19 protein-coding genes are annotated in these 24783 nt (G+C 59.3%); 2 read left to right on the top strand and 17 right to left on the bottom strand.

All coding sequences use genetic code 11. The annotated features are described in order from the left end of the window. Positions 1 to 968 precede the first annotated feature (968 nt). The 16 genes from ASE43_RS02770 to acnB form a co-directional block, all read right to left on the bottom strand. Positions 969 to 1427 carry a hypothetical protein gene (locus ASE43_RS02770; RefSeq protein ID WP_057159392.1) on the bottom strand — a complete coding sequence of 153 codons (459 nt, stop codon included), beginning with the start codon at positions 1425 to 1427 and terminating at the stop codon, positions 969 to 971. Between the two features lie 63 nt (positions 1428 to 1490). Further along, complete coding sequence (locus ASE43_RS02775) at positions 1491 to 1874, bottom strand: hypothetical protein (protein WP_057159393.1); 384 nt, start codon at positions 1872 to 1874, stop codon at positions 1491 to 1493. An 89-nt stretch (positions 1875 to 1963) separates the two neighbouring features. Next, positions 1964 to 2200, bottom strand: a complete 237-nt coding sequence (locus ASE43_RS02780; RefSeq protein ID WP_057159394.1) for a hypothetical protein — start codon at positions 2198 to 2200, stop codon at positions 1964 to 1966. A 76-nt stretch (positions 2201 to 2276) separates the two neighbouring features. Then, positions 2277 to 2651 carry a DUF4274 domain-containing protein gene (locus ASE43_RS21025; protein WP_082607058.1) on the bottom strand — a complete coding sequence of 125 codons (375 nt, stop codon included), beginning with the start codon at positions 2649 to 2651 and terminating at the stop codon, positions 2277 to 2279. Positions 2652 to 3066: 415 nt separating this feature from the next. Next, the gene (locus ASE43_RS02785) at positions 3067 to 3399 is read right to left on the bottom strand and encodes a hypothetical protein (RefSeq protein ID WP_057159395.1); all 333 of its coding nucleotides are present in this window, start codon (positions 3397 to 3399) and stop codon (positions 3067 to 3069) included. A gap of 195 nt (positions 3400 to 3594) precedes the next feature. After that, on the bottom strand, positions 3595 to 3906 hold the full coding sequence (locus tag ASE43_RS02790; RefSeq protein WP_057159396.1) for a hypothetical protein: 312 nt from the start codon (positions 3904 to 3906) through the stop codon (positions 3595 to 3597). A 458-nt stretch (positions 3907 to 4364) separates the two neighbouring features. Next, positions 4365 to 4622, bottom strand: coding sequence for a hypothetical protein (locus tag ASE43_RS21550; RefSeq protein WP_157499639.1), 258 nt, complete (start codon positions 4620 to 4622; stop codon positions 4365 to 4367). Between the two features lie 68 nt (positions 4623 to 4690). Next, positions 4691 to 5107 (bottom strand): hypothetical protein, encoded by a 417-nt coding sequence (locus tag ASE43_RS02800; protein WP_057159398.1) that lies wholly within the window; start codon positions 5105 to 5107, stop codon positions 4691 to 4693. A gap of 185 nt (positions 5108 to 5292) precedes the next feature. Next, on the bottom strand, positions 5293 to 5496 hold a 204-nt coding region (locus ASE43_RS21030; RefSeq protein ID WP_235568632.1), incomplete at its 5' end, for a hypothetical protein. Between the two features lie 4159 nt (positions 5497 to 9655). Further along, entirely contained in the window at positions 9656 to 10051 is a 396-nt protein-coding gene (locus ASE43_RS21555) for a hypothetical protein (RefSeq protein ID WP_157499640.1), read from the bottom strand. A gap of 452 nt (positions 10052 to 10503) precedes the next feature. After that, positions 10504 to 10995 carry a hypothetical protein gene (locus ASE43_RS02810; RefSeq protein WP_057159400.1) on the bottom strand — a complete coding sequence of 164 codons (492 nt, stop codon included), beginning with the start codon at positions 10993 to 10995 and terminating at the stop codon, positions 10504 to 10506. A gap of 71 nt (positions 10996 to 11066) precedes the next feature. Then, positions 11067 to 11630 (bottom strand): hypothetical protein, encoded by a 564-nt coding sequence (locus ASE43_RS21560; RefSeq protein ID WP_157499641.1) that lies wholly within the window; start codon positions 11628 to 11630, stop codon positions 11067 to 11069. 1835 nt (positions 11631 to 13465) lie between these two features. Further along, entirely contained in the window at positions 13466 to 13837 is a 372-nt protein-coding gene (locus tag ASE43_RS21565; RefSeq protein ID WP_157499642.1) for a hypothetical protein, read from the bottom strand. Positions 13838 to 13840: 3 nt separating this feature from the next. Then, positions 13841 to 14269, bottom strand: a complete 429-nt coding sequence (locus ASE43_RS02815) for a hypothetical protein (protein ID WP_157499643.1) — start codon at positions 14267 to 14269, stop codon at positions 13841 to 13843. A 16-nt stretch (positions 14270 to 14285) separates the two neighbouring features. Next, a complete protein-coding gene (locus ASE43_RS02820) occupies positions 14286 to 15002 on the bottom strand; it encodes a hypothetical protein (RefSeq protein ID WP_057159402.1) in 717 nt (238 codons plus the stop codon). 1134 nt (positions 15003 to 16136) lie between these two features. Further along, a complete protein-coding gene (gene acnB, locus ASE43_RS02825) occupies positions 16137 to 18734 on the bottom strand; it encodes a bifunctional aconitate hydratase 2/2-methylisocitrate dehydratase (RefSeq protein ID WP_057159403.1) in 2598 nt (865 codons plus the stop codon). A 350-nt stretch (positions 18735 to 19084) separates the two neighbouring features. On the opposite strand from acnB, the gene acnA reads away from it, so the two are divergent. Beyond that, a complete protein-coding gene (gene acnA / locus ASE43_RS02830; protein ID WP_057159404.1) occupies positions 19085 to 21850 on the top strand; it encodes an aconitate hydratase AcnA in 2766 nt (921 codons plus the stop codon). A 421-nt stretch (positions 21851 to 22271) separates the two neighbouring features. Here the strand turns inward: acnA and ASE43_RS02835 are convergent, their stop codons facing one another. Continuing rightward, positions 22272 to 22715: a nuclear transport factor 2 family protein gene (locus ASE43_RS02835; RefSeq protein WP_057159405.1), complete on the bottom strand. Its 444-nt coding sequence runs from the start codon at positions 22713 to 22715 to the stop codon at positions 22272 to 22274. Positions 22716 to 22928: 213 nt separating this feature from the next. On the opposite strand from ASE43_RS02835, the gene ASE43_RS02840 reads away from it, so the two are divergent. Then, positions 22929 to 24602 (top strand): long-chain fatty acid--CoA ligase, encoded by a 1674-nt coding sequence (locus ASE43_RS02840; RefSeq protein WP_056174901.1) that lies wholly within the window; start codon positions 22929 to 22931, stop codon positions 24600 to 24602. Positions 24603 to 24783: the final 181 nt, after the last annotated feature.

The raw sequence follows: 24783 nt of genomic DNA on the forward strand, positions 1-24783 counted from the left end.
TTCTCTTCTGTCCATCCATCCTTCCAGCAGCTGATGAGACAGGCATCTATCTCATTGCAGCGATCTGCTATTGCGCCAAGTTGGCATTGACTCTGGTCCGAAGTGAACCTGTCGGTTAGTAGCAGTGATCTGATATCGCAGCGAGTCGCGGCCCCTTGGGCTACCGAGACTCTCACCGGCTGCGCGCAGCAACTGGCAAGGCCGCAGACCAGAAGAAAGTTTGCGAGTAGCGGAATGGTCTGCATAAGCGGCCTAACGCCCGAGCTAAGCCGCACCGCGAAGCGGGTTCGGCTTGAATGAATTGTCATGCACAAGCCTGTCAACATAGCTCAGTGACAGACCGGCGGTCTATGTCCACCAAGAGAACTACCTGGGTGTCACCGGTGGATTGTTTCTGCACGCAATTGACTGCGACAGACCACTTTCTATACCTCTCATAAAAATGGCGATTGCTTGCAACTGATTCCAGGTCGAAACTTGTGCATTCGCATTGCCAGATACCCCCTACCCGTTCCGCCAGATAAGCAGAAGCTAACTTGATTGCTCTTTCTTGAATTTGATGCTTGCTGAGTCGCATCTCTTGCGCCTAATGCCCGAATTAAGCCGATTCGCGAAGCAGGTTCGGCTTGAATAAATTGTCAGATCCCGACATAGCGCCTGAGGCCCTGGTTGCCGGGCCAAGTATCCCAGACATCTTGTGGATCGGCCTCGCCGTAGGTTTTCGCAGAGTTACCCTGCGGCCGGACTTTAGACCTACCCAGCAGCGAATGCACGTGAGAAGCGGAACTCCATCCGCCGCCCGGCGAGTGACGTGCTTGGCCTCCCACTCTCGCAAGTCCATACGAACATTGAGATGGTACGACGCATTGCAAGTCGGACAAACGGCATATGGCATCGCGGGCTAACGCATGAATTACGCCGCGCCACGAAGCGGCTTCGGCTTGAACAAATTGTTAGAGCTCAGGCTACTAGACTAGCGTAACGCTCTGTTTCTGCTGGTACGGATAGTCGATGCCATCAAAGAAGAACTGAAGGTTGTCTTCAGGTCCATTTGTTGCCCTGCCGAGGACTTTTTCCATGGCGCAGACACCTATCTGGAATTCCGGCTCGCCTACAACCAGAACAAAGGGATTTTTCTCGTCGCCCCTCAGGTACCTGCCGCCGTAACGGCGCCTGGCGCACTCGAACACATACGCCGATGCCAGAAAGTGTAAATCGTCTGGAAGCTGTGCATTCTGCGCATAGAAGTCCTGGAGAATCCGATCTACCAAAGCGATCGAGTCTCTACTGAAGTCAAGTCCATCTGCATCAATTGGGGAGCCGGGACCTCGGAATGCATTGATGAAGTCATCTGCCTGAGATGCCATTCCATCCTCTATCGATGCGGGCATCTTGGGCTTCTTGCGGAAAATGTCGAAGATTTTCATCGGCTTGAGGCTTAACGCCTGAGTTAAGCCACACCGCGAAGCGGCTTCGGCTTGAATGAATCGTTAGAGCCCGGCGACGTGCTGGAGCAAATCATGGTACTCGCGCTCTCCAGCGTCAGGCCCTAGAAAGATCAGATCGTCGGTGATGCCGGACGCGGATGCAACGCCAACGACGAACTCCTGGCCTGTTGCCCGGGCTAGAGTGCGCGCAAATGGCACAAGCTCGGCCGCTTGAGTGGGGCCAAACTGATCTAGCGGGACGTTGAGGCCTATGAACCAATCCGGGAGATCATTAGGCCGAAGGTCCGGGGTCCGTTCGTGCCGTTGGTTTACGGCGAATGCGCCAATGCTTGACCACTGATCCGCGAACTGACGAAACGCGGATACCAGCAATGCTTCTGTTGCTGCGTTGTCAGAGTCATCGACGTAGACGTAGACGGTTTGCATGATCCGGGCCCTAACACCTGAATTAAGCCGACCCGCGAAGCGGGTTCGGCTTGAATGAATTGTTAGATTTGTCCCACATGGCGCGAGTTCTACTGCTGAGGCCCTTGATGTTGCTGCGCGACATAATTTGTATCCGTGATGTCCGGTCTGTCTCTGCGCGGCATGACGACGACGTCATTGCTAGAAATTTCACGACGCATGAAGTAGCGCATCACAACAACCGGAATGTAGAGGCCAAGCCATAAGAATTGCTTGGTCTCCCAGGCAACAATACCAATGATGAAAATGAGTGGTATGCCGAGAAGTAGCTGTAGGTTTCTTTTCATGAGCTGCGTCCCCCTGACGCAAATCTAACGCCTGAATTAAGCCGCGCCGCGAAGCGGTGTCGGCTTGAATGAATTGTTAGGCCCGCCCGCCAATAACGCTGGCAAGGAATATCTCAGGCAGACCTCTTTTACGCAAGTTATAGGCTTGCACTTTTGTGAGTGGAGGATCGAACGTTCCTGGGCCTGGGGAATAGAAGCCGTCGATAATTCTTTTGGCCAATATCTCCGAGAATGAGCGCCATGCAGCATTGTGCGGTGAGTCTTGCGCCTCACCAAGGTACACCGCGTCAGCATTTGCAAGCCAGAAAAGTTCCAGTGCCGCTGCTAGATCACAGTTGGGGTGGTCAGCGATATGGCAGGGAAAAGCGAAGCCGTCGTCCCAGTTGTATTCGCTGGCGAGACGACGCAGATCTTCGGAAGACGCGCTAAGTTGGATTTCTGCCTCACTCACCTTGCAACCTCATGCGGGCCTAACGCCTGAATTAAGCCGAGTCGCGTCGCGGCGTCGGCTTGAATGAATTGTTAGGCATCTGCCCGAGAGAGCTGAGCTGCCCTTCTAGCCATGCCACGAACTCCTGCTCTGAGAGTGGATTTGGATTGTGGCCCCACTCGTTCCAGCGCCGGTCAACCATAGTGGACCAGTCGCCAGCAACCTCAGCAAACGCAGGGTGACTGCCCCAGAACTTTGCTGCTGTAGCTAGACCACTGATGCGACCGTTGAGCTCTTGTATGGAGCAGGTCCCTACCAGGTAGCGCCGACCAGCCTAAAGCATTTGGCGGAACTCTCCGATCTCAGTAGCCATTCTACTAATGCCTGACGCCTGAATTAAGCCGACCCGCGAAGCGGCTTCGGCTTGAATGAATTGTTAGGGCGCACCGACAGTGAGCCCCGCTAATATGCCCAAGAAGACAACCATACCGAACGGGAGAAGGATGCGGACGCGGTTGGCGTACTTGGCAGCCTGCGGTGAACGCAACTCATGTCGCTTGGCACTGAATGCGATACCGATAGTAGCGAGACTGACGTTAGGGTCCGCAAGGCGGGGAATGCCTGTGTAAAAGAAGCCGAGCGAGCCGCGACGATCAACCCACTCAGGCCGCTCCGCTTTGACCACGGCATAGAACTTAAACACCGCATGCATGTACACGAGCATGGCGATGAAAAAGAGGAATGTGGCAATTGAAAGTGAGGATTGCATGTGCGCCCTAACGCTTGAATTAAGCCGACCCGCGAAGCGGGTTCGGCTTGAATGAGTTGTTATACGTGCCTACCAGATCTTCCACCAAGGTTTAGCCGATGCAGGCGAACTGCTTGCAGTGGAGGTGGCAGGCATGGCAAGCTTTTCCTGCCATGCCTGACGCCGGAACGAAGCGGAGTCGGCTTGAATGAATTGTTAGGGGGCATGCGGCGACCCGAAAGCTTGCGACTCTAGCTCTTGAAGCAGGTGCGCGCCCGCAATGTCGTCCCCGGATCGGTAGGAGGCCAAGGACTTCTCTAAGAGGTCGGCGAGGTTGGTGATTGCGTTTGCACTCACGCCGGACTGGACCATGAGAGTGAGTCCATGGCTCAGCTCGTGAAATGCACTTTCTAGGCTCAGCTGCTCGTGAAGCTTAAGGAAGTCTTCCTGCGGGAAGTCATCCGGAGCATGGACGATCACCAGCGACAAGAAGTCTTTGAAGGAAGAAATATTGGTCACCCATGACATTTGGTCATGCCCCCTAGCACCTGAATTAAGCCGAGCCGCGAAGCGGCTTCGGCTTGAATGAATTGTTAGACCTGCACGCGCTAACCCTCATGCACGGCCCCACCAAAGAACGTTGCCAAACTCTCGGCCAGTGCTCGCGAGGAAGGGGTGCCATCTGCAATATGCACCGCATCGTTTGCAAATGCGACCGGGACAGTCTCACCAGCATCGTGACCAAGCCACCAATAGGACTCGCCTTGGGAAGGGTAATAGGTTGGCCGTCAGGGCTGAGGCCATGCAACTGGCCGGTGGGTTCGAAATCGGAGCGCGAGGCAACAAAGGACTGCCACTCACCGAGAGAAATCGGTGACTTACGCGTTACCCAGAGATCCAAGGAGCTTTCCATGCAGGTCTAACGCCTGAATTAAGCCGCGCCGCGAAGCGGCGTCGGCTTGAATGAATTGTTAGGCCGCGCCCCGTTACAAATGCCAGCGCTCATTGATGGCCTCTTTGATTGCAGTGTCCGGATCGACACCGAGCTCAGCAAGCTTTCGATGCAGAACCTCAATGCGCCACCAGGGGCATGCTGGATCTGCACACGGTCGATCCGGGTCCCCCTGATGCTCGAATTCGAGGTGGAAGCAGAGCCAGTGCATCCGTTCGAACACCTCATAGGAATCTGAGTTCTTTTCGACGGGAAGATTGCAGCGAACACAAACGGGGAAATCGGTTGCCACGAGCGCTCCTAGCGGCCTAACGCCTGAATTAAGCCGAGCCGCGAAGCGGCTTCGGCTTGAATGAATTGTTAGGCCACATGCCGTGCAACCCTGATGACCTGTGGATGCTGTGCATCCATGAACATAAAGCAGCGCCCGAAGAGTGCCTTGATGCCGAATGCGTCGAACTTGTTTTGCCCAAGCGGAGTAATAAGGACCTCATGCGTCGCTAGGGCGCGTTGATGCTGCGTCTCGATCTCTGCCCAGTTTGCAGTAGCTACGTCAGAAAGCACGACGTTGCCAGTAATGTTGTTTTTGTAGCCAATCAGAATGTTGCCGTCATCCATAGCTACGGGGTGCATGTCGGGATGCGCATGGAAGACGTCGCGAAGAGCCCCGAGTGCAAAGGCCTCGGCTTGCGCATCTGATAGGGCGTCAGGGAGGAGGACGAAGGTGCCGTTGCTGAACAGTGCAAAGTCTCTCTTTCCGTCCGTGTAGTAGCGCACGCGATCCTCGATCCTATCCAGCGGCTGGAGAATCGAAGGCTGCCAGTCGGGAACGGGCGGGAACCGCTCCTTGGGCGGAGGGGGGGGTGCCTTTCTCTTTAGCCATCCAAACAAGGAAACTCTCCAATGTGGCCTAACGCCTGAATTAAGCCGAGCCGCGAAGCGGCTTCGGCTTGAATGAATTGTTAGGCCGCGCGCGACGACTCAAGTGAACCATCGGCTGACCAGTATTTCCAAGCGCCAACCTCTGAGCCGTTTGCATAGCTGCCCTCTGCTGCGAGTTGACCATTGGGATGATAGTCCCGCCATGGGCCATTCTCCTGCCCGTGCTCATAGTTGCCCTCCGAGGCCAGAGCCCCGTCCTCGTGGTACGCACGGAACATCCCGTGNGGCTGACCAGTATTTCCAAGCGCCAACCTCTGAGCCGTTTGCATAGCTGCCCTCTGCTGCGAGTTGACCATTGGGATGATAGTCCCGCCATGGGCCATTCTCCTGCCCGTGCTCATAGTTGCCCTCCGAGGCCAGTGCCCCGTCCTCGTGGTACGCACGGAACATCCCGTGGCGCACCCAAGCGGAGCCACCGGCTGCCAAGTAGCGCGAGTAGCGGAAGCGAATCGTTCCCGAAGGATAGGGAATTTCAGCAATTTGCATATCGACCATAGCGGCCTAACGCCTGAATTAAGGCGAGCCGCGAAGCGGCTTCGGCTTGAATGAATTGTTAGGCCGCTCCCGACGACTCAAGTGAACCACCGGCTGACCAGTATTTCCAAGCGCCAACCTCTGAGCCGTTTGCATAGCTGCCCTCTGCTGCGAGTTGACCATTGGGATGATAGTCCCGCCATGGGCCANCCGGCTGACCAGTATTTCCAAGCGCCAACCTCTGAGCCGTTTGCATAGCTGCCCTCTGCTGCGAGTTGACCATTGGGATGATAGTCCCGCCATGGGCCATGCTCCTGCCCGTGCTCATAGTTGCCCTCCGAGGCCAGAGCCCCGTCCTCGTGGTACGCACGGAACATCCCGTGGCGCACCCAAGCGGAGCCATCGGCTGCCAAGTAGCGCGAGTAGCGGAAGCGAATCGTTCCCGAAGGATAGGGAATTTCAGCAATTTGCATATCGACCATAACGGCCTAACGCCTGAATTAGGCCGAGCCGCGAAGCGGCTTCGGCTTGAATGAATTGTTAGGCGGGCGTACTAGTCAACGCACCACCCACCCATGATTTTGCCCTCTACGATCTCCGACCAGCAACCATCAATGTGGTCGTCGCGCTGGCATTGACCGCTGCTAGAGGCGCCTACCGGAAGGTCGCTGTTGTAGATCAGGCACTTGCCAGAACAGTCAGACTTGTCCGAGCAGGACTTGCCTCCGTCTACGAACGGAATGGCACATACCGGGGTGCCAAACATGCCAACGGAACGAATGTGGCCGCCCTTAGCTTGGCAGGCAGGTTGGTCGATCTTGGCGAGGGCGGCAGCGCGATCGCGATCAAGTCGCGACTCCATCTGACTATCACGCCAGGACTGACAGCCAGCGCAGAGAACAACGACGAGAATAATTCCAGGTAGCCGCATTACTCGCATAGCCCTCTAACGCCTGAGTTAAGCCGCGCCGCGAAGCGGCGTCGGCTTGAAGGAATCGTTAGGCGCGCTCACAGGAAGACTCGACTGCCGCCTCTTCGTACATCGAGTTAACGGGAATAGAGCGCGAAGATCGGCCCGTGAATTCCAATATGCGCGATTGATAAGAAGATTTTTTGCGTACTTGAGCGTCCTGCGCTTGCTGCCCCATCTCCTTTGTTATAGATGGGTCAGACGATGTCAAAAACTCCACTCCTTGAACGGTGGAGGTAATAACGTCATTCTCCAGTAGCCACGTCCCCCACGCTCTGTCGGTGGTGGTGATGGGAGGTTTGCCGTGAGGCGCTATGATTGAAGTTGTGAGGGTCGAGTACGTACCGTCAGACGCATTGGAGGTCTCTGTTGTAACGGCAATATCGAAGTTTGGGCCATGTATGACAGTAGGCCCGCAGCGCCAAGTGCCCACAAGGGTCTGACTGGTCAGAGCTGCTTGACTTGTCGTTACGCAGCCGCTGAGGAGCAGGCTAGTGAAGAAGAGCTGTATCAGCCGCATTGATGCTCCTAAGCGCGCCTAACGCCTGAATTAAGCCGAGCCGCGAAGCGGGTTCGGATTGAATGAATTGTTAACCCTGCTAGTCATACACAATGTGCGGGTTCATCTGCTTTGGTGAGAACCACACGATATTGTGACGCTCAAGCAAGATCCTGGCTTGCTCGCGCCAGACAAAATGGCAGCTACCTCTTCCAGTGCACCCCACTTTTTTAGCTAGTTCCCTTGCCTCAACCGCTGCAGCCGAAATGACGGGACCAAAATCCGGGGCATCTTCTACGGGATCAACCAAGCCAACCGACCGTTTTGGGCGTTGAATGGCCAGCAACACACGCGCTCTAAGAAGCGGCTGCATAGCTCGCAGCGTCTCCTTGGCAAGGATGGCCGGACAGCCAGTAGCTATGTGGTAAGCGAACACTTCTTCTGTGGTTGGATCCGTCATGTTTGGTAGGGCTAACGCCTGAATTAAGCCGACCCGCGAAGCTGGTTCGGCTTGAATGAATTGTTAGGCGCCAACCGAGAATCTAGATGGCGCCAAGCGAAACCGTAGAAAACCCTAGCTCTTGGCAGATCAGTCTAACGTCTTTCGCCAGAGCCTCTATATCCGATGGACTGGCTCCAAGTGAAGCCAAGCGCTCTCTGCTAAGGCCATCCCAGCACGCCTCTATTTCATCACGAAGCTCGGCGCCAAAAGGATCCTGGTCAGATAGCGGGGAGATGCCAAACCGAAGGCCGATACGAAGAATGGCGGCGTAGAGAAGGATGCGAGTTCACCTCGGGGCTTCTCAGGCTCGATCTCGTCGACACAGTAGCCGAGCCCTTGGTCCGGCGTGCACCCCATGGATCGCATGGCGTGTGAGTAGTACACGGACGCCAGAGAAAGATTGTCTTGGTATGACCGGTAATCGTGCATTGGCGCCTAACGCCTGGATTAAGCCGACCCGCGAAGCGCGCTCGGCTTGAATGAATTATTAGGCATCTGCGCCGCGAAGCCTTGCGTGCACTGCCTCAGACACCATGACGTCGGTCCCAACCGGAAGCAGCGCTCGATCCAAGTCCGAGAACGACAGCATAAGCTTATAGCCGCCCGGCTTGAGATGGATGAGCGAGAACTGCGCTGGGACCTCCTGGAGACTACCACCAGGTGGAAGCAGCGTTACGGACTCAATAAACTTAGCAAACCGCGGGGGAGGCGGAAAGGGAATACACGGTGCAACCAGAAGTCCCTTGCCAGGGATCTGAAACGCATCCTGCACTTGAAGTAGGAGCCTCATCGCTGACGCCTAGCGCTTGAGTTAAGCGGCGGCGAAGCCGTCCGCCTTGAACGAAATGTTAGGCGGAACCTACACCACCGGCCTCTAGGACGCCAGCTGCGTGTTGCGCGGCCAGTTGCAATGTCCCGCAGGTAACTGGAGCAGACCTAGGATCACTGAAGTCCGTCACGGTCCAGTGCCCTTTCCACAGGTGGATACAAACGCAGCTATTCCAATAAGGAATGCCATTGTCTCTTTGCACGATGGTCCCAGCGACTACGCTCTCCCCAAAGCTCCAGTCACGCTTGTTCGCTCCAAGGCCTCTGGCACGTAGCCACTCAACGGCGTCATCGCGACTGAAGTCATTCATTGTCAATGCAGCGGCCTAACGCCTGAATTAAGCCGAGCCGCGAAGCGGCTTCGGCTTGAATGAATTGTTAGGCATCTGCCCGAGAGAACTGAGTTGCCCCTCTAGCCATGCCAAGAACTCCTGCTCTGAGAGTGGGTTTGGATTGTGGCCCCACTCACTCCAGTGCCGGTCAACCATAGTGGACCAGTCGCCAGCAACCTCAGCAAGCGCAGGGTGACCACCCCAGAACTTTGCTGCTGTAGCTAGATCACTGATGCGACCGTTGAGCTCTTGGATGGAGCATGCCCCTGCCAGGTAGCGCCGACCAGCCTCAAGCATTTGGCGAAACTCTCCGATCTCAGTGGCCATTCTGCTGATACCTAACGCCCGAGTTAAGCCGAGCCACGAAGCGGCTTCGGCTTGAATGAATTGTAGGCGCCAACCTGGGCCTTAGGCCGCCTATGGATTGCCACCCAAATGGAATCTTCTTGCCTTGTCATAGCAGACACTGCAAAGACTGTGGACGCCAAGATGGGCGGCCGTCTCTCCAACCCATTCTCCGCCCGTCAACGCCACGCGTTCCTGGCATTCGGCACACCAAGCGTCGGGATGTGGGGTGCCTGGATCATCGGCAGACCAGAAAAAGCCGACACGGCGCCTTTCTTGTAGCCCCTGGGCGATGTGCTGGCAGACAAACGTCTCCCGCTGCAGCCCGTGAATCGCACATTCAATAGTGGCTATGTAAGGCACGATAGCTCCGCATTTGGCGCCTAACGCCGCACCGCGAAGCGGTGTCGGCTTGCATGAATTGTTAGCCCGCTCAGTCACCCCAAGCTATCCGTTTTTCAACTGAATTTATCAAGTTCTCTACATCTGCTAATGGATAAAAAAGGCCTTTCTGTCTGTAAAACTCAAAAGCCATCGCATTGCAACCTCTCAATGCCTGTAGCAGGAGTTGAATTGGATCATTTTCTGTTGAATCACCGATAGCAACTTGTACGACTAGACAGGGAGGGCTTGGCGAGAACTGCCCATAGCGAAGTCCGTCAAATGGGATTTTGTTGATCAGAGAACCAGGCACGTAAAAAATTGCGTTGAGTCGTATCTCAGACTCAGCCCGCAAGTCCTTGACGATTCCAGCAATGCGCTGGATCGCTAGGTTGAGCGGGCCACCTCTGAGTTCAGGGCCGCCATAATGAGCACCGATTGAGATCATGGATAAGGGCTAGCGCCTTAATTAAGCCGAACCGCGAAACGGCTTCGGCTTGAATGAAATGTTAGGCGCCAGCGTACTCAACCGTGCCGCCCGAACAAGAGATTATGAACTCAGCAGCCCTCCGGCAGAGAGGCTGTTGCGGGGAGCGTACCGCCAGAACCAGAGGATCTAAGGAAACTGGATCGATATCTAGATGCTCAGCATCCAGGTTTTCCCCGGACGGGCCACGTAACGACAATGACAGTTCTGTCCAGTTACGGTCGCCGGGATCCTGGCTATCGCCATCCGAGTCGAAGTCGCAACCGTCGCCCCATAAGTGCTCTGCGACCCGATAGAACTCAGGTCGCGGTCCAATGGCTTTGATTAGAACAACGTGATGGCTGGACATGGCGCCTAACACCTGAATTTAGCCGACCTGCGAAGCGGGTTCGGCTTGAATTAATTGTTAGAGATCAATAGCCGAAGTTGCTGAGTACTTCTTTGTAGAACGCATGAAGTGCCGGCTCATTGCTGTGCTCCAACTCTCCTGTGACGCTCGTAGTGTGTGTCTCTGTAATGAAGCCTGCGAAGAAGAAGTACCGGCCCAGGCTATCATGTCCCATGTAATTAACCTGAAGCCCGCCGTCTTGTGGCTTTGAACCCCATGGCTCACTAAAGAAAATCTCCCGGTCAGCGGCTGCTTCCCGCTCTGCAGCAAACCGAAACTCAAGTAGCTTGTTGGCTATCTGCTCAAGATCGCGACCTTTAGCGTTCATTGGCACATAAGAAATGGTCACCTGTGCCTGGCGAGAATCAGAGGTGACAATGAACTGCTCAGAGTCTGCCCCTTCCTGCTGCTGCCAGTCGCCTGGTAGGTTCAGATGAAAGTATTGGTTCTTGATCTCCACAGCGGCCGCGGCTCCTGACAAGGCAAAGAAAAGAATGGCAATTGCTTGGAATCTCACCGAATGACCTCTAACACCTGAATTAAGCCGACCCGCGAAGCGAGTTCGGCTTGAATGAATTGTTAGGGCCCTCACTGGATAAAAACGCTACCACCTTCCTTATGGGCTGCCGCAACCAACTGCATGAGCGCTTGGCCAACATTCTCTCCGTCAACATTTAATGCTGAGATGCATTCATTGCGTAGGGCAACGACAAGATCACCTAGCTCGGCGCCAGAAAACTCATGCCCTACGTTTAGCCGCTCAAGAAGCCATGCCGACTGAATAGTGCTCTTTAGCGCGCTAAATGCTGTTGCATCACCTAAAACCCAGCCATCCTTCTCGCCGCTCGGGGAATCATGGCCAAAGTAAACGCAGAAGTCTTCTAGCTGTACCACCTCAATCTTTGCGGCGTGCTCATGTAGTAAAGATACAATCGTTGGATCCACTGCAGCATGAGGCCTGACAGCGAGAATAAAGCGCAGCCCTCGCGATACGGCCATGTACAGTGCGAGACGGATTTCGTATGTGTTTCGAATAGTGGGCGAAGCCTTGCTCAGGACAACAAGCTCGTCCGTCATGAAAGTAGGAAGAACGCCACGAGGCGTGCGATCAACTGCTTTTGATTCGCTTGTCTTCCTGAACACACTGAACATTGATTCTGGGCCCTAACGCCTGAATTAAGCCGCGCCGCGAAGCGGCATCGGCTTGAATGAATTGTTAGGTGCCGCCCCTCGATGATTGGCCGCCCTAAGTAGAGGTTCTAGCTTAACGCTGGCCGGAAGCAAGTAGCTCCCGTAGTACCAGCCAGAGCGGACCGAGCTCCACTGGGTGAGCATATGCCCGCCGGAACGAAGGGTGCAGAGTTGCCCACCGACAGTGCCGCGAGTTGTGGCAAAGCTCACGTACATGCACCGTTGCACTAGGGGATGCTCGGGACGAAAGGGTTGAACCGATGCAAAAGCCCGCGTCCACTCGGCAATGGTGGCCGGATCCGTGAGGCGTTGACCCGCTTGAATCAAAGACGCCTCGCGCGCAGGTTCCAAGACGACCTCGGAGATGCTAGTAGCCGATAGATTCTGAATTGTGTCGCGCGCTACCCGAGCACTCGGACTAATAAAACGGTAGCTACAGAGGCTTAAAGAAATAAGCACGACACCAATGAACCCACCCAATCGCAGTTTTTTTGTTGTTGTCTCGACTGGCAGCATGACTGTAGCGGCACCTAACACCTGAATTAAGCCGAGCCACGAAGTGGCTTCGGCTTGAATGAATTGTTAGGCGGCAGCCTGCACGAGGGACGCTCTGCCCACAAGTCTGCACGCCTTGCGAGATCCTCCGGGAAACCCCAGGAGCAAACGTGCTCGCAGCCGCCGCCAATGTTTGTGGCGCAGCCGCTGCGGGAGCATGCAAGAACACAGGCATCTCGTGGATCGCATTTACCGGCGAGATGCTCAAAGTAGTCTTTCTCCGAAGTGCTACCGACGGGTATATCCGATGCGGTGCAATGCCTAGACCAGTGGGGTGGTACAGCCACCAAGCGCGGGGATGGGGCGCAGCCGGCCGAAGCGACCAACAGAACTATGAGTGCGATGAACGTTCTCATGCCGCCTAACACCTGAATTAAGCCGACCCGCGAAGCGGGTTCGGCTTGAATGAATTGTTAGCCCTATGCTGCACGCAATGAGGCCACAATTTCATTAATGAGTTTCTCAAGAGAACGGCCCGGAGGCTCATCAATGCAGACAGCGGCAGCCCTCAAAGGGATCCGCAAGGGATTCCGCGTTGTCGAAGTCGCGAAACTGCCCAACAACATAGCGGCCATAGAACCTAGAAGCTGGTGCCGTACACACTAGCCATGCTCCGGAATAATGAGTAACGAGAAGCTCGCCAATGTAGTAGCCGACACGAGAAAGAACCCAAGCTCGATCTTCTTGCTCAATGTGCTGGAGGGCTAGCCACGCACTAATGCCGCTAAGCACAGACATTGGGTCCGTAAGGATGGCGTGGGGAGCGGGTAGTCTGAGGGACTGAGCAAATTCATAGAGAACGGGCATGCGCTCGTCCAAGAACTGGTCGAAGTTGTCAATGCGTTTAGTTAAATCAGATGCGGTGCTCATTAGATAGGGCTAACGCCTGAATTAAGCCGAGCCGCGAAGCGGCTTCGGCTTGAATGAATTGTTAGGCGGCGAACTACTCATACTCGCCCGGCTGGAAACCGGCCGACTGGATTTGAACTGCCGACGCCGGCTTGAATGTGGACAGGGGAAGCTTGCCGCAGGCACGACATACGCATGGCTCCGTGTACGCGGGCGGATCTCTCGGGTCCGGGCAGTAAGCGCCACAGTCCTCACAAGCTAGCGCAACGCTCGCACACCCAGGGCAAGCGATGAACTGAAGGACATGAGTTTGCTCGCACGTAGGGCAGACCCCGTTGCTCAGTACCCATGTTGGAGAATCAATGATCATGCCGAGCCGCCTAACGCCTGAATTAAGCCGAGCCGCGAAGCGGCATCGGCTTGAATGAATTATTAGGCCTGACCACCCGAAGCACGACAAGCAGGAAGCAAACAGCTGCTCCAGATGCAAACAAGCTGAATCCAACTACCTCCGCCCATATCAACGTGTAGGGCGGAAGATGTTTATAGGCGCCCGTACTGTAGAAAGCCTCTGGCAGGTGAGTGCGCATTGCCCACGCCACGGGAACCCATAAGATTAAGGCCACAACAAAGCCAAACAGCCATTTGCTTGATCTGGTTCTCAGTGAGCGCATGAGAATCCATGCGCCAATTGTAACCGACAGTGTCACGACGGCCGCCGCTGGAAGCGTCACATAACCGACAAAGATAGGTTCTCCGCTCATGACCTAACGCCTGAATTTAGTAGAGCCGCCAAGCGGCTTCGGCTTGAATGAATTGTAGGCGCGTAGCAGCAGACCCTCGGCTGCCAGCACCTCCATTACTCTGGGCAAAGTGTACTTTTGCCAGCTGATTGTGCCCGGCGGATCTTGCCCATGTTGGTATTCACCGGCATCAAAGGCATGGTAGATCTCCCAAGCAAACCCCCGAAGGTCGATATCAACGATCCCAAAGAGGCAATTCATCGCCGCATCCCCTTCCGCATAGCTCAGCTCGCCGTGGGCAAACTCTAGCGCGACAACGCGAGCAAACGCATGACAGAACTCATCCTTAGTTAGGCCATGCTTGGCGCATAGGGGCAAGAACCCGTCGGGCCACAACGGATTGCTTTCGCTTGTGATGCACTCCAATGCGAGTTTTCGAAGATCTTCTTCCACGCGCCTAACACCTGAATTAAGCCGAGCCGCGAAGCGGCTTCGGCTTGAATGAATTGTTAGGCAGCAAGCTGCGATCCCCGCCGGCAACAATCTCGTGCATTAGCTCGCAGAACTCATTCAATAACTTCGTGATCGATTCGCGGTTGTTGGTTAGCCTCTTGACCCAAGTTTTTCGCGCGACGCTGTAGAGCTGCCGGTGTAGAGCGCGCCACTCGTTCCTTTCTGGGGCGTGGATGGCGAGAAAAGAGAATGTCGAGAGTTCTTTCATTTCCTCATCTCGGAATGCTCGGGCGTGCACATGTTTGCCGCGCATCAGAACGACGGAGGATAGCGCGACACGTATCCGCTCCAACAAGCCATCCAGTGGGCTAGCGTTGACGCCTTCTAGCCCAATCCGTTTCTTGCGAAGTCTAAGTACGCTCTTTGCGTAACTTTCGAACCGCTCGTTGAGTATGTACACCTCTTGGAAATAGAAGGTGATGTGGTACATCAGGTAGTCATCAGCTTTTAGTCCCTTACGGCGAGGCATTGGCGCTTTAATGAATGCCAAACACAGATCCAGCCGATCAACACAATCTGTGAGTTCAGTGAAGTGTTGGAACACGATATCCATCAGCTCGCACTCATCCGCCGGCATGGATTCGTTTCCTTTCAACATCTCTGGCGTGAACCTGGGCGCAACCCAATCCACGAGTAGAGCTTGGTACTTCTCAAGTGCCGACTTCTCTTCCATGCTGCCTAACGCCTGAATTAAGCCGACCCGCGAAGCGGGTTCGGCTTGAATGAATTGTTAGGCCTCACTTGCCGTGGCTAACACGTAAGATTTGGCCGTCCGACCTGGAAATGACGGCTGTCGCAGTGCCGCCTACCCAGCCTTTGGGGAGTGAGCCTGTCACAGTCCATTTCCCATCAGCAAGTGTTGCCCGATAGGGTCGCTCCGACTCGATCTGCTTCTCGCCGTAGATTGGCACCCAGACAGCCACCGCAATGGAAATTGCGGTTCTAGCGTCTGGAACCAATCCTTGCGGCGGGCGAACGTTGTGCTGTTGAGCGGGCAGTGGCAGAACTAGAAACACAAGCCCAAAGGCAATCAGAGTTCGAGCGAATGGCATAAACACCTCGTGAGGCGCCCGAGTTGAGCCGAACGGCTAAGCGGGTCAGCTTGAATGAATTGTTAGAACCTGTGCTCCAAGAGCTGATTCGCTGCGCCCGCCGCTATGGCCGCTGCAGCATGAACACGAAGTAGCTCAGGCTCGAATGAATTGTCAGGCGGCGCTACGACGTGCCGGCTAACCATGATGCGAACCACCAACAGAGCGCAAGGACTACCAAGCCTACGCCTAGAGCCATCAGCACACGCTTGATGGAAAACGGACGACGCAAGATGACGGCGCCCGGCTTGGGCGGGAACAACCAGCCGGGGAGCCACTCAGCAAGTATTGAAACAATTACATAGAGCGGCGGCCCAATAACAACGAACAAGATCCAACCAAGTAGGGAGTTCGGAACAAGTGGCCAGAACTGCAGCGCCAGTAAAGCCGCGATAGCGAGCCAAAACGCTGCGACAATCAGTAATCCGCGCCGCATGATTCCTCCAAGTCGCCGTTGCCCCTGCTGCTCGGCCTAGCGCCTGAATTCGGCCGCACCGCGAAGCGGCATCGGCTTTAGTGTTGGCATGCAGCAACTTGCGACGCTAGAAGATGTCGCGACCGTAAGCAATCTGAATCATTCCGCCAAAGCCCGATTTGTTCAGCGCGGGCTGATAATTTCCATAGTCGCTCCACATAATTACGTCTAAACAGACACAAAAAACCCGGCCGAAGCCGGGTTTTTCGCGAGCGCCTAGCGCCCGAAACTTGCGATCCGATCAAGCCGCGACAGTATTCGCCACCGTCTTGTAATCCTCGATCTGATCGAAGTTCATGTAGCGGTAGATCTGGTCGCCGCTGGCCTTGAGCACGCCGACGTCCGCCATGTACTCCTCGCGGGTCGGGATGCGGCCCAGACGCGAGCAGATGGCGGCCAGTTCGGCCGAGCCCAGGTAGACGTTGGTGTTGCGGCCCAGGCGGTTGGGGAAGTTGCGCGTGCTGGTCGAGAACACGGTCGCGCCCTCGCGAGCCTGGGCCTGGTTGCCCATGCACAGCGAGCAGCCGGGCATTTCCATGCGCGCGCCGGCGGTGCCGAAGGTGCCGTAGTGGCCTTCCTTGGTCAGCTCGGACGCGTCCATCTTGGTCGGCGGCGCGACCCACAGGCGGGTCGGGATGTCGCGCTTGCCTTCCAGCAGCTTGGCGGCCGCGCGGAAGTGGCCGATGTTGGTCATGCACGAGCCGATGAAGACCTCGTCGATGGCCGCGCCGGCGACGTCGGACAGGGTCTTCACGTCGTCCGGATCGTTCGGGCAGGCCACGATGGGTTCGACGATCTGGTTGAGGTCGATGTCGATCACCGCGGCGTACTCGGCGTCGGCGTCGCCTTGCAGCAGCTGCGGGTTGGCCAGCCAGCCTTCCATCGCCTTGATCCGGCGCTGCAGCGAGCGCGGGTCGGCGTAGCCTTCGGCGATCATCCACTTCAGCAGAGTGATGTTGCTGGTCAGGTACTCGATGATCGGTTCGGCATCCAGCTTCACCGTGCAGCCGGCGGCGGAGCGCTCGGCCGAGGCGTCGGACAGTTCGAAGGCCTGTTCGACCTTGAGCTGCGGCAGGCCTTCGATCTCGAGGATGCGGCCGGAGAAGATGTTCTTCTTGCCCTGCTTGGCCACGGTCAGCAGGCCCTGCTGGATCGCGGCCAGCGGGATCGCGTTGACCAGGTCGCGTAGGGTCACGCCGGGCTGCATCTCGCCCTTGAAGCGCACCAGCACCGACTCGGGCATGTCCAGCGGCATCACGCCGGTGGCCGCGGCGAACGCGACCAGGCCGGAGCCGGCCGGGAACGAGATGCCGACCGGGAACCGGGTGTGGGAGTCGCCGCCGGTGCCGACGGTGTCGGGCATCAGCATGCGGTTGAGCCAGGAGTGGATCACGCCGTCGCCCGGGCGCAGGGCGATGCCGCCGCGGTTGCTGATGAAGGCCGGCAGGTCGTGGTGGGTCTTGACGTCGACCGGCTTCGGGTACGCGGCGGTGTGGCAGAACGACTGCATCACCAGGTCGGCCGAGAAGCCCAGGCAGGCCAGGTCCTTGAGCTCGTCGCGGGTCATCGGGCCGGTGGTGTCCTGCGAGCCCACCGAGGTCATCTTGGGTTCGCAGTAGGTGCCCGGACGGATGCCCGGCTGGACGCCGTCGACTTCCGGCAGGCCGCAGGCGCGGCCGACCATCTTCTGCGCCAGCGAATAGCCCTTGCCGGTGTCGGCCGGGTTCTGCGGCAGGCGGAACAGGGTCGAGGTGGGCAGGCCCAGGGCCTCGCGCGCCTTGGCGGTGAGGCCGCGGCCGACGATCAGCGGGATGCGGCCGCCGGCGCGGACTTCGTCCAGCAGCACGTCGGACTTGAGCGCGAACTCGGCGATCACCACGCCGTCCTTGATCGCCTTGCCGTCGTAGGGACGCAGCTCGACCACGTCGCCCATGTTCATCTGCGACACGTCGAGTTCGATCGGCAGCGCGCCGGCGTCTTCCATGGTGTTGTAGAAGATCGGCGCGATCTTCGAACCCAGGCACACGCCGCCGAAGCGCTTGTTCGGGATGTAGGGGATGTCCTCGCCGGTGAACCACAGCACCGAGTTGGTCGCCGACTTGCGGCTGGAGCCGGTGCCGACCACGTCGCCGACGTAGGCGACCAGGTGGCCCTGATCCTTGAGCGACTCGATGAAGGCGATCGGGCCGCGCTTGCCGTCTTCCTCGGGCTCGATACCGTCGCGCTTGTTCTTCAGCATCGCCAGCGCGTGCAGCGGGATGTCCGGGCGCGTGGTGGCGTCGGGCGCCGGCGACAGGTCGTCGGTGTTGGTCTCGCCGGTCACCTTGAACACGGTGATGGTCAGGCTTTCCGGCACTTCCGGCTTGCTGGTGAACCATTCGGCGTCGGCCCAGCTCTGCAGCACGGCGCGGGCGTTGGCGTTGCCCTGCTCGGCCTTTTCCTGGACGTCGTGGAAGGCGTCGAACATCAGCAGGGTGTGCTTGAGCGCGTTCGCGGCCACGCCGCCGACCTGGGCGTCGTCGAGCAGCTCGATCAGCGGATGGATGTTGTAGCCGCCCAGCATGGTGCCCAGCAGCTCGGTGGCGCGCTCGCGGCTGATCAGCGGGTTGGTTTCGGTGCCGAACGCGACCGCGGCCAGATAGGAGGCCTTGACCTTGGCGGCGTCGTCGACGCCGGCCGGGACGCGGTGGGTGATCAGGTCGAGCAGGAACTCGCCCTCGCCCGCCGGCGGGTTCTTCAGCAGTTCGATGACCTCGGCGGTCTGCTGAGCGGTCAGCGGCAGCGGCGGAATGCCCAGCGCGGCGCGCTCGGCAACGTGTTGGCGGTAGCTGGAGAGCATGGAGAGTCCCGTAGATGGAGCTGGTGTGCACCGCGCCGGCGCCGCATCGGCCACCGGAATGGGATGCGTCGCGGGCTGGCGGGGTTCGGAGCTTGCCCTTTCGGAGCGGGTCTGAAGCGGGCGGCCCCTCGACCGCGTATTTTGCCTGGAAAGGCGTTTCGCGGCAACGCGCCCGGGGCCTGACAGCCATATCCGGCAAGGCTTTGCGTGGTTTTTACGGAACGCTGTGGCGCGCTTGCGACCATTGTCTGCACGCTACCTGAATCCGATAAGGTGATAATCGCGACGAACGCACGCCACCTTGCCTGCACACGCGGGCACGCCAGCCGCACATCAGGAGCATCACCCCCATGCCCGACTCCTATTCGACCCGCCGCCAGCTTTCCGTCAACGGCCGCGACTACACCTATTTCAGCCTGCCGGCCCTGGGCGAGCGCTACGACATCGCCCGCCTGCCCTACTCCATGAAGATCCTGCTGGAGAACCTGCTGCGCCACGAGGACGGCGGCATGACCGTGGGCCCGGAGCACATCGAGGCGGTCGCGCAATGGGACGCGACCCGCGAGCCGGACACCGAGATCGCCTTCATGCCCGCGCGCGTGGTCCTGCAGGACTTCACCGGCGTGCCCTGCGTGGTCGATCTGGCCGCGATGCGCGACGCGGTCGGCCGCCTGGGCGGCAAGCCCTCGCAGATCAACCCGCTGATCCCGTCCGAGCTGGTCATCGACCACTCGGTCCAGGTCGACGTCTACGGCAGTCCCGAGGCCCTGGACCTCAACGGCAAGATCGAGTTCCAGCGCAACCAGGAGCGCTACAGCTTCCTGCGCTGGGGCCAGAAATCCTTCGAGAACTTCAAGGTGGTGCCGCCCAATACCGGCATCGTCCACCAGGTCAACCTGGAGAACCTGGCCCGCGTGGTCATGGGCCGCGAAGTCAACGGCGAGCTGCAGGCCTTCCCGGACACGGTGTTCGGCACCGACAGCCACACCACCATGATCAACGGCATCGGCGTGCTGGGCTGGGGCGTGGGCGGCATCGAGGCCGAGGCGGCGATGCTGGGCCAGCCTTCGTCGATGCTGATTCCGCAGGTGGTCGGCTTCAAGCTGACCGGCAAGCTGCCCGAGGGCGCCACCGCCACCGACCTGGTGCTGACCGTGACCCAGATGCTGCGCAAGCACGGGGTGGTCGGCAAGTTCGTCGAGTTCTACGGCGACGGCCTGCAGCACCTGCCGCTGGCCGACCGCGCCACCATCGCCAACATGGCGCCCGAGTACGGCGCGACCTGCGGCATCTTCCCGATCGACGCCGAGGCCCTGACCTACCTGCGCCTGTCCGGCCGCTCGGAGGAACAGATCGCCCTGGTCGAGGCCTACGCCAAGGCCCAGGGCCTGTGGCACGAGCCTGGCCAGGCCCACGCCACCTATTCGGCCACGCTGGAGCTGGACCTGGGCGACGTCAAACCCTCGCTGGCCGGCCCCAAGCGCCCGCAGGACCGCGTGTTGCTGGAAAACGTGCACAGCAACTTCCAGGACAACCTCGGCCCGCTGGTCGCCAACCGCAAGCCCAAGGTCGGTTGCGCGATCGACGAGCTCAAGGCCGAGGGCGGCGCGCAGCCGCAGGCCGAGCACCTGGCCGCCAAGCCGGTATCCAGGATCCGCATCAAGGACCAGGACGCCGAGCTCTGCGACGGCTCGGTGGTGATCGCCGCGATCACCTCCTGCACCAACACCTCCAACCCGGCGGTGATGCTGGGCGCCGGCCTGCTCGCGCGCAACGCCGCGCGCCTGGGCCTGAAATCCAAGCCCTGGGTCAAGACCTCGCTGGGGCCGGGCTCGCTGGTGGTTACCGATTACCTGAAGAAGGCCGGTGTGCTCGACGATCTGGAGAAGCTGGGCTTCTACGTGGTCGGCTACGGCTGCACCACCTGCATCGGCAACTCCGGCCCGCTGCCGGACGAAGTCTCCAAGGGCATCGCCGAGAACGAGCTGGTGGTGGCCTCGGTGCTGTCGGGCAACCGCAACTTCGAAGGCCGCGTGCATCCGGAAGTAAAGGCCAACTACCTGGCCTCGCCGCCGCTGGTGGTGGCCTACGCGATCGCGGGCACGGTCAATATCGACCTTACCCAGGAACCGATCGGCAAGGGCAGCGACGGCCAGGACGTCTACCTGCGCGACATCTGGCCCAGCAACAAGGAAATCGGCGACACCATCGCCGCCACCGTCGGCCCGGAGCTGTTCGCGCAGAACTACGCCGACGTGTTCAAGGGCGACTCGCGCTGGAACCAGATCGCTTCGCCCGACGGCGAGTCCTTCCAGTGGGATGAGGCCTCCACCTACATCAAGAACCCGCCCTACTTCGACGGCATGACCATGCAGGTCGGCCATATCGCCGACGTGGCCGGCGCGCGCGTGATGGGCCTGTTCGGCGACTCGATCACCACCGACCACATCTCGCCGGCCGGCAACATCAAGAAGGATTCGCCCGCCGGCCGCTTCCTGCAGGAACGCGGCGTGCAGCCGGTCGACTTCAACAGCTACGGCTCGCGCCGCGGCAACGACGACGTGATGGTGCGCGGCACCTTCGCCAACATACGCATCAAGAACCTGATGTTCGGCGGCGAGGAAGGCGGCAACACCCTTTATTTCGGCAAGGACGGCGGCGCCGGCGAGAAGCTGGCGATCTACGACGCGGCCATGAAGTACAAGGCCGACGGCGTGCCGCTGGTGGTGTTCGCGGGCAAGGAATACGGCACCGGTTCCTCGCGCGACTGGGCCGCCAAGGGCACCAACCTGCTGGGCGTCAAAGCGGTGATCGCCGAGAGCTTCGAGCGCATCCACCGCTCCAATCTGGTCGGCATGGGCGTGCTGCCGCTGCAGTTCAAGGACGGCGAGAACGCCCAGACCCATGGCCTGGACGGTTCGGAAGTGATCGACGTGACCGGCCTGCAGGACGGCGCCGCCAAGACCGCCACCCTGACCGCGACCAAAGCCGACGGCCGCCGCGTCCAGTTCGAGGTCAAGGTGCTGCTGCTGACGCCTAAGGAAGTCGAGTACTTCAGGCACGGCGGCATCCTGCATTACGTGCTGCGGCAGTTGGCGGCGCGCAAGGCGGCGTAAGCGGTCTTAAGCCCTGCTCGGCTCGTAGCCCCTCTCCCGCCTGCGGGAGAGGGGTTGGGGTGAGGGCCGCCGCAGGCGCGAAACTCCAACCTCATCCGCTGCCCTCATCCGCCCTTCGGGCACCTTCTCCCGCTAGCGGGAGAAGGGAAACGAACCTCGTACATCCGCGCGCATTAGCCCCTCTCCCGCCTGCGGGGTGAGGGGCGGCGTTTGCGAGCCATGGCTCGCGCTGCACCGAACGCCCGGCCGCTGTGCGGTCGGGCCGGGGTGCGGGTTGGGGTGAGGGCCGTCGCAGGCGCGAAACTCCAACCTCATCCGTTGCCCTCATCCGCCCTTCGGGCACCTTCTCCCGCAAGCGGGAGAAGGGAAAGCGGTAGGGCCCTAGTAGGGGAAAGCGGTCATCCGCCCTCCTCTCCCAGCCCTACAACTTCGGCTTCCACTCCGCGCTGCTCATCCGCCATTCGCCGTCGCTTTCGCGCCAGCCGGTCTGCACCTCGTAGACCTGCGCGGCCTCCGGCAGCACCTGCCCCGCGCCGCCCGTGAGCGCCGCGCTGAAGCGCACCGTGGCGCGGTCGCCCTGGATCTCGATCTGCGCCGGTCCCAGCGCCACGCCCACGTCGCGGTAACGCCGGAAGCTGAGCATCGCCAATGCGCGGGCGCCGTTGCGGTCCATGCCGTCCGGGCCGACGAAATCATCGGCCAGGCTGGCGTGCAGGGCCTCCAGATCGCGCTGCTCCAAAGCCGTCTGCAACTCGCCCAGGGTTTCGCGCAGACGCTGCTCGGGCGGCGTGCGCGCGCAGGCGACCAGCAAGGCCAGCAGCGCCAATGCGCACAGGCCGAGGGCGATGCGACGCCAACGCGGCATCCCGAAACTCGTCGTTGGGGGGCTCATAGACCTGACCGTCCGTTCGTTTTTTCGGTCGCCATCGTGACACGTCGCGGCGGTGTTTCGCGCTCCCGCACTGGCTCTCCTTGCCAGCCAATAGAGCCTATGCTCCAATCCAGTGAGGACCGTACGGCAGCGCATTCGCTTGCGCCGCCAGCGAACGGAAACAGCGGCGATAGAGAGGGGATCGCGATGAGTTTTGAACGTCCGTGGCTTGCCCAGTACCCGGCGGAAGTGCCGCCGCAAATCGACGTGGACGAGTTCCCGTCCATCGTTTCGGTGCTGGAAACCGCGATTGAGAAGTATCGCGACCGCCCGGCCTTCTCCAACCTCGGCAAGGTCCTGACCTACGCCGAGATCGACCGCCTCAGCGCCCAGTTCGCGGCTTACCTGCTGGGCGAGCTCAAGCTCAAGAAGGGCGATCGCGTCGCGATCATGATGCCCAACTGCCTGCAGTACCCGATCGCGACCTTCGGCGTGCTGCGCGCCGGCCTGACCGTGGTCAACACCAACCCGATGTACACGCCGCGCGAGCTCAAGCACCAGCTCGACGACTCCGGCGCCAGCGTCATCTTCGTGCTCGACAACTTCGGCGACACCGTGCAGAACGTGGTGGCCGGCAGCTCGATCAAGGTCATCACCACCGGCCTGGGCGACATGCTCGGCTTCCCCAAGGGCGCAATCGTCAACTTCATGCTCAAGCATGTGAAGAAGATGGTCCCGGACTACAACATCCCGGGCGCCACCCGCTTCCGCGACGCGCTGACCCTGGGCCAGATGCACAAGCTGCCCGACATCGAGATCACGCCCGACGACATCGCCTTCCTGCAATACACCGGCGGCACCACCGGCGTGGCCAAGGGTGCGATGCTCACCCACCGCAACCTGGTCGCCAACATGCAGCAGGCCGCGGCCTGGGTCGGCACCAACGTCAAGCTGGGCGAAGAAATCATCATCACCGCGCTGCCGCTGTACCACATCTTCGCTTTGACGGCGAACGGTCTGGTCTTCATGAAGTTCGGCGGCCTCAACCACATGATCACCAACCCGCGCGACATGCCTGGGTTCGTCAAAGAGCTGAAGAAAACGCCGTTCACCGCCATCACCGGCGTCAATACCTTGTTCAACGGCCTGCTCAACACGCCCGGCTTCGACGAGGTCGATTTCTCGCGTCTGCACCTGACCCTGGGTGGCGGCATGGCGGTGCAGCGCGCCGTGGCCGAGCGTTGGAAGCAGGTCACCGGCGTGACCCTGCTGGAAGCCTACGGCCTCACCGAAACCTCGCCCGCGGCCTGCATCAACCCGATGAACCTGGCCGACTACAACGGCGCCATCGGCCTTCCGATCTCCTCCACCGACGCCTGCGTCAAGGACGAGAACGGCAACATGCTGCCGATGGGCGAAGTCGGCGAGCTGTGCATCAAGGGCCCGCAGGTCATGAAGGGCTATTGGAAGCGTCCGGAGGAAACCGCCAACGTCATCGACAACGAAGGCTGGCTGCACACCGGCGACATGGCGCGCATGGACGAACAGGGCTATTTCTATATCGTCGACCGCAAGAAGGACATGATCCTGGTGTCGGGCTTCAACGTGTATCCGAACGAGGTCGAGGACGTGATCGCGATGATGCCCGGCGTGCTGGAAGTGGCCGCAGTCGGCGTGCCCGACGAGAAGTCCGGCGAGGCGGTCAAGGTCGTGATCGTCAAGAAGGACCCGTCGCTGACCGCCGAGCAGGTCAAGGCGCACGCGCGCGAAAATCTCACCGGCTACAAGCATCCCAAGTACGTCGAGTTCCGTACCGAGCTGCCCAAGACCAACGTCGGCAAGATCCTGCGCCGCGAGCTGCGAGACGCACCGGCGGCCTGAACGCCGCCGATCCGGCAGCTAACGGCACCGTCCGTCCGATAAGCCGCTTAAACGCGCCCGCAAGGCCCCGAGCCTTGCGGGCGCTTCGTTTTGGGCGCTTAGAATCGCCCGTGCCGGGCATCGGTTTGCCAAGCGGGTCACGCCCGCTGAGGCATGCTGAATCGGCCACACGCCCGTTCCG

It is taken from the genome of Lysobacter sp. Root983, assembly GCF_001429345.1.
Taxonomy (GTDB): Bacteria; Pseudomonadota; Gammaproteobacteria; order Xanthomonadales; family Xanthomonadaceae; genus Lysobacter.

Coding starts and splice junctions, on each gene's coding strand:
- acnA (WP_057159404.1), top strand. CDS start 19,085: ATGCCCGACTCCTATTCGACCCGCCGCCAGCTTTCCGTCAACGGCCGC.
- ASE43_RS02840 (WP_056174901.1), top strand. CDS start 22,929: ATGAGTTTTGAACGTCCGTGGCTTGCCCAGTACCCGGCGGAAGTGCCG.
- ASE43_RS02790 (WP_057159396.1), bottom strand. CDS start 3,906: ATGTCATGGGTGACCAATATTTCTTCCTTCAAAGACTTCTTGTCGCTG.
- ASE43_RS21565 (WP_157499642.1), bottom strand. CDS start 13,837: ATGAGCGGAGAACCTATCTTTGTCGGTTATGTGACGCTTCCAGCGGCG.
- ASE43_RS02775 (WP_057159393.1), bottom strand. CDS start 1,874: ATGCAAACCGTCTACGTCTACGTCGATGACTCTGACAACGCAGCAACA.
- ASE43_RS02835 (WP_057159405.1), bottom strand. CDS start 22,715: ATGCCGCGTTGGCGTCGCATCGCCCTCGGCCTGTGCGCATTGGCGCTG.
- ASE43_RS02785 (WP_057159395.1), bottom strand. CDS start 3,399: ATGCAATCCTCACTTTCAATTGCCACATTCCTCTTTTTCATCGCCATG.
- ASE43_RS02820 (WP_057159402.1), bottom strand. CDS start 15,002: ATGGAAGAGAAGTCGGCACTTGAGAAGTACCAAGCTCTACTCGTGGAT.
- ASE43_RS02770 (WP_057159392.1), bottom strand. CDS start 1,427: ATGAAAATCTTCGACATTTTCCGCAAGAAGCCCAAGATGCCCGCATCG.
- ASE43_RS21560 (WP_157499641.1), bottom strand. CDS start 11,630: ATGTTCAGTGTGTTCAGGAAGACAAGCGAATCAAAAGCAGTTGATCGC.
- ASE43_RS02780 (WP_057159394.1), bottom strand. CDS start 2,200: ATGAAAAGAAACCTACAGCTACTTCTCGGCATACCACTCATTTTCATC.
- acnB (WP_057159403.1), bottom strand. CDS start 18,734: ATGCTCTCCAGCTACCGCCAACACGTTGCCGAGCGCGCCGCGCTGGGC.
- ASE43_RS21555 (WP_157499640.1), bottom strand. CDS start 10,051: ATGATCTCAATCGGTGCTCATTATGGCGGCCCTGAACTCAGAGGTGGC.